We start from the raw sequence: 6,843 nt of genomic DNA, 5'->3' as shown, positions 1-6,843 counted from the left end.
AGATCTGGCCCATCGGGCGGCGGCAGGTCGGGCGACAGCCCATCGGGCGACGGCCCATCGGGCGACGGCCCATCGGGCGACGGCCCATCGGGCGACGGCCCATCGGGCGACGGCCCATCGGGCGGCGGCAGGTCGGGCGACGGCGCGTCAGACGGCAGCCCCGCGGGCAGCAGCGCGGCGAGCAGTACGGCCGGCAGCAACGCGGTCGGTAGCAGTACGGCCGGCAGCAACGCGGTTGGTAGCGGTGCGGCCGGTGGCAGCCCGCCGGGCAGCGGCAGCCGCAGCGGACGCCCGTGCAGGGAGGCCAGCCGCAGCCCGGCCAGTAGCAGCGCGGTCAGACGTAGAGCGAGGTGAACGGCGCCCAGGGCAGGTTGCGGAGCACCGAGAAGGCCAGCCACGCGGCCAGGAAGCCGCCGATGACCTTCGAGCTGATCCGCAGCTCGGGTAGGCGCCAACCGAACGCCTGGTTTCCCGCCCAGGCCACGAAGAGGTACGCGAGGAACGGCAGCGCGAAGACGAACAGGAAGTGGTGCCGGGCGGCGGCCGGCAGGTCGCCGTGCAGCACGTACCAGAGTGCTCGGGTGCCACCACAGCCCGGGCAGTCCAGCCCGGTGGTCAACTTGAGCAGGCAGGTGGGCGCGGCATCCGGGTCGGCGTAGGTCGGGTTGCTGAGCAGCGCGTAGCTCATGCCGATCGCGACGCAGCCGACCGCGGCCAGCGGCACTGCCCAGCGCGGGGAGCGTTCGTAGAGCCGCAACACGAATCGGGTGAGCCGGTCCGGCTCAGGCGCCGGGTAGCCACCTGGCGGGGTGGTCGGCCAACCCTCCGGACCCGAGCCGCCGGGACCAAAGCCGACGGGACCAGAGCCGACGGGACCGAAGCCGCCGGGACCAGAGCCAGCGGAATCGAAGCCGTCGGGACCCGTGCCACCGTCGGTCGGCGCCGTGTGGACCGCGCCGGGGGCTGGGTGCGGCTGGTCGACCGGTCCGGGAGCGCTCGTCACGCGCTCACGGTACACCGGACACGCCGGCCAACGCGGCGCTGAGCGGACCAGCCAGATCACCGGCCGCTGGCGGGGCCACGGCATCCAGGCCGAGCCAGCCAGCCAGGCGGTACAGCTCTGCGGCGAGCGCGACGGCGGTCTCCCCTGGGTCGGCGCCGGGTTCGAGCCAGGCGGCCGGCACGAGCAGCACCCCGGCCTTCCGATCGGCCTTCAGGTCGACCCGGGCGGTGAACCGGTCGCCCTGCAGGAACGGCAACACGTAGTAGCCGTAGACCCGCTGTGGCGCCGGAACGTAGATCTCGATCCGGTAGGTGAAGTCGAACAGCCGCTCGGTGCGGGCGCGTTCCCAGATCAGCGGATCGAAGGGGCTGACGAGTGTGTTGCCCCGCACCCAGCGCGGCAACCGGGCGGACGCGTGCAGCCAAGCTGGCTGTCGCCAGCCCGCCACGGTGACCGGCACCAGCTCACCGGCCTCGGCCAGTTCGGCGACGGCCTGCCGGGCGCCGGCCAGCGGCAACCGGAAGTAGTCGCGCAGCTCCGGCTCGGCGGCGACCCCGAGGGACCGCGCGGCCAGCGAAACCAGCGTCCGGTACGCCTCGGCGTCGGTCGGGGTGGGCGCGGCCAGCACCGCCGCTGGCAGCACCCGCTCGGGCAGGTCGTAGCGGCGGGCGAAGGAGGTGCTGCGCTCGGCGGCGGTCACCTCGCCGGCCCAGAACAGGAACTCCAACGCGCGCTTGACCGCCGACCAGTTCCACCCCCAGTTGCCGGTCTCGCGGGGGGCGTCGTGCTCGATCTCCGCGGCGGTCAGCGGCCCTCGGGCGGCCACCTCGTCCCGGACCCAGGCGACCAGCTCCGGCTGCTCCTGGGCGATCCGCCGCATGCCGCCCCAGGATTCGCTGTGCGCCCGGGCCATTCGCCAGCGCAGCATCGGGTGCAGCTCCACCGGGACCAGCGACGCCTCATGCCCCCAGTATTCGAACAGGTCACGCGGGCGTCGGTAGGCGGCCTGGTCGAGCAACGTGGTCGGATAGGGCCCGAGCCGGCTGTAGAGCGGCAGGTAGTGCGCGCGTTGCAGCACGTTGACCGAGTCCATCTGGATCAGCCCGACCCGGCCCAGCACGCGACGCAGGTGCCGGCGGGTGGGCGTGCCCGTCGGCGCCGGGTCGGCGAAGCCCTGGGCGGCGAGCGCCACACGGCGGGCCTGGGCGAGAGAGAGTGATTCCGGCGCGGTCATCGTCGGCGACCTTAATTCATCGGTACGACGTCGGTGCGGGAAGCTGGACGTGACGACCAACGGGGCATAGAACGGTGCAATGCTGACCATCCGTCGGGAGGAGCCGGACGACGCCGAGGCGGTCGCCCGGGTACACGTGCACGGCTGGCAGGCGGGCTACGCCGGATTCATGCCGGACGAGGTGCTCGGGCGGCTCAACGTGGTGGCCTGGGCGCAGCGTCGTCGCGACGTCGGCACCGCCGACCCGGAACACCCGTTCATCACCCTGCTCGGCGAGGTGGACGGGTCGGTGGTGGGCTTCACCACCTTCGGTCCGTACCGCCGCAACCAGGACCGGGACGACCTGGACCCGACGGTCGGCGAGGTGGTGGCGCTCTACGTGGAGCCGGCCCACTGGGGTGACGGGACCGCGGCGGCGTTGCTGGACGCCGCCCGGTTCGGGCTCACCGAGCGGGGCTGGGCCGACTACCGGGCGTGGGTGTTGGCGGACAACCGGCGGGCCCGGCGGTTCTGCGAACGCGCCGGCCTGTCACCGGACGGTGAGCGGTCGACCTACCAGGTGCCGCTGGCCGGTGGGGGCCCGCCGGTCGGGTTGGTCGAGCTGCGGTACGCCGGACGCCTCGACGGTTGACCCGTTCGGGGTCAGCCACCGGCGGATCGGCAGGAAGGCCAACAGCGCCAGACTGATCCACACGTAGGCGTTGCTGCCCAGGAAGCCGTCGACGCCGGTGAAGTCCTTTTCCCAAACCCAGACGGTCCGGCTGATCAGCAGCGCGTACCCGATGGTCGTGGCGACCAGCAGGACCCGCCGTCGGCGGCCGGCCGGCGCGGCCATCGCGTTGTCGACGAGCAGGATCAACGCGGGCAGCAGCCAGACCAGGTGGTGCACCCAGGTGACCGGGCTGACCAGGCACATCACCGCGCCGGTGAGCGCCAGGCCGGTCGCCTCGTCGCCGGCCGCGACGGCGGCCCGGGACCGCCAGGCCCAGAGCGCCAGGGTGCCGAGCACCAGCAGCAGCCACAGCAGTGTGCTCGGGTGTTCCGGGTCGAGCCGGGCGACCACCCCGCGCAGCGACTGGTTGGAGACGAAGGCCAACTCGCCCACCCGTCCGGTGTTCCACAGGGCCTCGGTCCAGAACTCCCGGGACGCGTCCGGGAAGAGCGCGGCAGCCAGCAACGACACCCCGGCGGCGGTGCCGCTGGCGGTGAGCGCCGCCCGCCACCGCCCGGTCACCAGCAGGTAGACGATGAACACGCCGGGGGTCAGTTTGATCGCCGTGGCGAGGCCGATGCCCACCCCGGTCCACCGGTTGCCGGCCGGCATCAGCCGCAGCAGGTCCATCGCCACCAGGAAGAGCAGCAGCGTGTTGACCTGGCCGAAGTTGACGGTCTCCCGCATCGGTTCGAACGCGGCGGCCAGGCACAGCGCCACGGCGAGGGCGAACCACCGGGTCCACCCGGCGCGGCGGGCGATCGGGTCGACGAGCCACCAGATCAGCACAGTGGTGGTGGCCACGCTGGCGAGGACGCTCACCACGATCGCGGCCGTCCACGGCAGGTACGCCATCGGCAGCATGACCAGGGCGGCGAACGGCGGGTAGGTGAAGCCGTACTGGGTGTTCGGCTTGAGGTAGTCGTAGATCTCCCCGCCGTCGTGCACCCACCACGTCAACGCGCCGTAGTAGACCTTCAGGTCGAAGAAGCCGTGCCGCACGGCAGCGACGGCGAGGAACCCGGTGACCGCCGCGGCGAGCACCACCACCCCGACGACCTGCGCGGTCGTCCTGTTGGCACCCTGCGCCACCGTCGTCTCCCCCGCCCTGCGTAGGCTTCCGTCCCATGGCTCTCGGGTACGTCCGCCCGGCGCGTCCCGAGGACGCCGGCGAGATCGCACGCATCCAGCTCGCGACCTGGCGGGTCGCGTACCGCCGGATCCTCCCTCGGCATGTGCTCGACAACCTGGACGAGGCGTTCCTCGCCCGGCGGTGGAGCGCCGCCGTGCTGGAGCCGCCCTCGGGCGCGCACCGGGTGCTGGTCGCCGTCGAACAGGCCGAGCAATCGTATCTGGTGGGGTTCGCCGCCTCCGGCCCGGCCGACGGCGAGGCTCTCGCCCCCGGTGAGCCGGCCGACGCGCTCGGCCCGGATGTGGCCGCGGTGACCGACCTGCTGGTGGAGCCGCGGTGGGGTCGGCGTGGGCACGGTAGTCGGCTGCTCGCCGCCGCCGTCGACCTGTGGCGGGAGGACGGCATGAGTCGGGCGGTGGCCTGGGCGTTCGACGGTGACGAGGCGACCCGGAAGTTCCTCACCAGCACCGGCTGGGAGCCCGACGGCGCGGCCCGGGCGCTTGACGTCGACGACATGCTGGTGCCTCAGGTGCGCCTGCACGTGGCCGTTCCGGCCGACAAGGTCGAGTGACCGAAGCGGCGGCCCCACGGTCGGGGCCGCCGCACCGAACCGGGTCAGCCCTTGTCGGAGCCGTCGTTGGCGTCGCGGACGAAGTACCGCTGGAACACCACGAAGATGATCGCCACCGGGATGGTGGCCAGTAACGCGGCACCGAGCTTGAGCGGGTACTGGGTGCCCTTGCCGAGGGAGCCGCTGACCAGGTCGGCCAGTCCGCGCGGCAGGGTGAACAGGTCCGGGTCCTGCACCGACACCAGGCTGTGTGGGAACTCGTTCCAGGATCCCTGGAACGACAGGATGGTCAGGGTGATCAGCGCCGGTTTCGCCATCGGCAGCACCACCGACCAGAAGGTACGAAAGATGCTCGCCCCGTCGATCCGGGCGGCCTCCTCGACACTCACCGGGATCGACTCGAAGAACTGTTTCATGATGAACACGCCCGCCGCGTCGGCCAGCAGCGGCACCACCAGACCGGCGTAGCTGTTGTAGAGGCCGAGCTGGTTGAGCACCAGGAACTTCGGGATGAGCAGCACCACCCCGGGCACCGCCATCACCGCGATGACTGCGGCGAACAGCCCGCCGCGGCCCCGGAACCGCAGCCGGGCCAGCGCGTACCCGGCGAGCGAGTCGAAGAACACCCGGCCGAGGGTGACCAGCACCGTCACCAGCAGCGAGTTGCCCAGCCACAGCGGGAAGTTGGTGCCGGCGAAGATCCGTTCGAAGCCGGCCAGTGTGAGCGGGTCCGGGAACGGTGACAGCGGGTTCGCCGCCGCGTCGGGCTCGGTCTTGAGCGAGTTGCCGAGCTGGATGACGAACGGGTAGAGGAACACCAGCCCGAAGAAGACGAGTGTGGCGTACCCCAGGAAGCGGGTGGCGAGGGTGCGGGCCGCGCGCTGCTGACGCCGCGCGGGCGCCGCCGCCGGGCGGTCGGTGAGCACTGCCATCTCAGGACCTCTCCGGTACGCGTCGACGCCGCCAGCCGCGTCGCGGCCGGTCGGTGTCCCGCTCGGCCAGCGCCCGGCGCTGGATCAGGGTGAGCACGATGATGATCAGGAACAGGACGAACGAGATCGCCGCGCCGGAGCCGTAGTCGAAGTCCCGGAAGGCGGTCCGGTACGACAGGTACGCCGGGGTGAGCGTGGTCTTGGCCGGGTCGCCCTGGCTCATCACGTACACCTGGTCGAAGACCTGCCAGGAGCCGATCATGCCCAGGGTGAGCACCAGGAAGGTGGTGGGTCTGATCATCGGCAGGGTGACGTACCGGAAGCGCTGCCACCGGGACGCGCCGTCGAGGGTGCTGGCCTCGTCAAGCGTCACCGGCACGTTCTGCAGCCCGGCGAGGAACATCAGCATGAAGGTGCCGGACGTGGTCCAGATGACCAACGTGATGATCGACATCATCGCCACGCTCGGGCCGGCCAACCAGTCCCACCAGCTCAGCCCGAACGGGCCGCCGTCGGTCAGTGCCGCCGGTGGCGAGTCCACGCCGACCGCGCCGAACAGCAGGTGCAGCACGCCCCGGGAGTCGGCGAACCACTCCGGGCCGTCGATGCCGAAGAAGCCGAGCAGCGCGTTCACCGCGCCGGAGTTGGCGAAGAGGAACAGGAACACCACGCTGATCGCGACCGAGCTGGTGACCGAGGGGAAGTAGAAGGCGCTGCGGAAGAAGCTCTTGCCCTTGAGCATCCGGTTGTTGACGACCAACGCCAGTCCGAGCGCGAGCACCGTCTCCGCCGGCACCACGATCGCCACGTAGTAGATGTTGTTGCGGATGCTCGTCATGAAGTCGCGGCGGGCCAGCCCGTCCTCGGTGAACAACTGGGTGTAGTTGTGGCCGCCGACGAACGGGACGTCGCCGGTGAACGGGCTGCCCTGGCCGTTCCAGTCGGTGAGGCTGACCCAGAGCGCCATCAGGATCGGCAGCAGCAGGAACAGCCCCAGGATGACGATCACCGGCGCGACGAAGAGCCAGCCGGCGAGGTTCTCGTTGCTGCGGATGCCGCCCCTGCGTCGGCGGGGGCTCGACCCGGGCGCGGTCGCCGCGGCGGTCAGTGTCTCGGTTGCCATCTTCCCTCCCTCCCTTCCTCTCTCCGGCCGACGTGCGGCGGGGGCCCCGGTGTTCACGCCGGTCACCGCGTCCGTGGCGGCCGGACCGGAGATGAACAGCACCTTGTTCTGCGCCGCGATCGGCGCCACCTGGAGC

Annotated in this window: 8 protein-coding genes; 2 read left to right on the top strand and 6 right to left on the bottom strand. The window is 71.6% G+C overall.

Annotated features, from left to right (window positions below):
• From ABZ749_RS25860 to ABZ749_RS25850, 3 genes are all read right to left on the bottom strand, one after another.
• Positions 1–398 (bottom strand): hypothetical protein (locus ABZ749_RS25860; protein WP_357232250.1); only part of this gene is annotated, 398 nt, incomplete at its 3' end.
• Positions 335–1,003, bottom strand: coding sequence for a DUF2752 domain-containing protein (locus ABZ749_RS25855; RefSeq protein ID WP_357232247.1), 669 nt, complete (start codon positions 1,001–1,003; stop codon positions 335–337). The genes ABZ749_RS25860 and ABZ749_RS25855, both read right to left, overlap by 64 nt.
• Before the next feature lie 4 nt (positions 1,004–1,007).
• The gene (locus ABZ749_RS25850; RefSeq protein WP_357232244.1) at positions 1,008–2,237 is read right to left on the bottom strand and encodes a crosslink repair DNA glycosylase YcaQ family protein; all 1,230 of its coding nucleotides are present in this window, start codon (positions 2,235–2,237) and stop codon (positions 1,008–1,010) included.
• A 79-nt stretch (positions 2,238–2,316) separates the two neighbouring features.
• On the opposite strand from ABZ749_RS25850, the gene ABZ749_RS25845 reads away from it, so the two are divergent.
• Positions 2,317–2,868, top strand: coding sequence for a GNAT family N-acetyltransferase (locus ABZ749_RS25845; RefSeq protein WP_357232241.1), 552 nt, complete (start codon positions 2,317–2,319; stop codon positions 2,866–2,868).
• Here the strand turns inward: ABZ749_RS25845 and ABZ749_RS25840 are convergent.
• Positions 2,767–4,041, bottom strand: a complete 1,275-nt coding sequence (locus tag ABZ749_RS25840; RefSeq protein ID WP_357232238.1) for a glycosyltransferase 87 family protein — start codon at positions 4,039–4,041, stop codon at positions 2,767–2,769. The genes ABZ749_RS25845 and ABZ749_RS25840 overlap by 102 nt on opposite strands.
• 35 nt (positions 4,042–4,076) lie before the next feature.
• Between ABZ749_RS25840 and ABZ749_RS25835 the strand changes: the two genes are divergently transcribed.
• Complete coding sequence (locus ABZ749_RS25835; protein ID WP_357195250.1) at positions 4,077–4,652, top strand: GNAT family N-acetyltransferase; 576 nt, start codon at positions 4,077–4,079, stop codon at positions 4,650–4,652.
• Between the two features lie 44 nt (positions 4,653–4,696).
• Here the strand turns inward: ABZ749_RS25835 and ABZ749_RS25830 are convergent, their stop codons facing one another.
• Both ABZ749_RS25830 and ABZ749_RS25825 read right to left on the bottom strand, forming a co-directional pair.
• Positions 4,697–5,584 carry a carbohydrate ABC transporter permease gene (locus ABZ749_RS25830; protein ID WP_357232235.1) on the bottom strand — a complete coding sequence of 296 codons (888 nt, stop codon included), beginning with the start codon at positions 5,582–5,584 and terminating at the stop codon, positions 4,697–4,699.
• A gap of 1 nt (position 5,585) precedes the next feature.
• On the bottom strand, positions 5,586–6,843 hold a 1,258-nt coding region (locus ABZ749_RS25825; RefSeq protein WP_357232232.1), incomplete at its 5' end, for an ABC transporter permease subunit.

The sequence above is a fragment of the Micromonospora sp. NPDC047753 genome (assembly GCF_040642735.1).
GTDB lineage: Bacteria > Actinomycetota > Actinomycetes > Mycobacteriales > Micromonosporaceae > Micromonospora.
The sequence above is the reverse complement of the archived record's forward strand: the minus strand, read 5'-3'. Positions and strand labels throughout refer to the sequence as shown.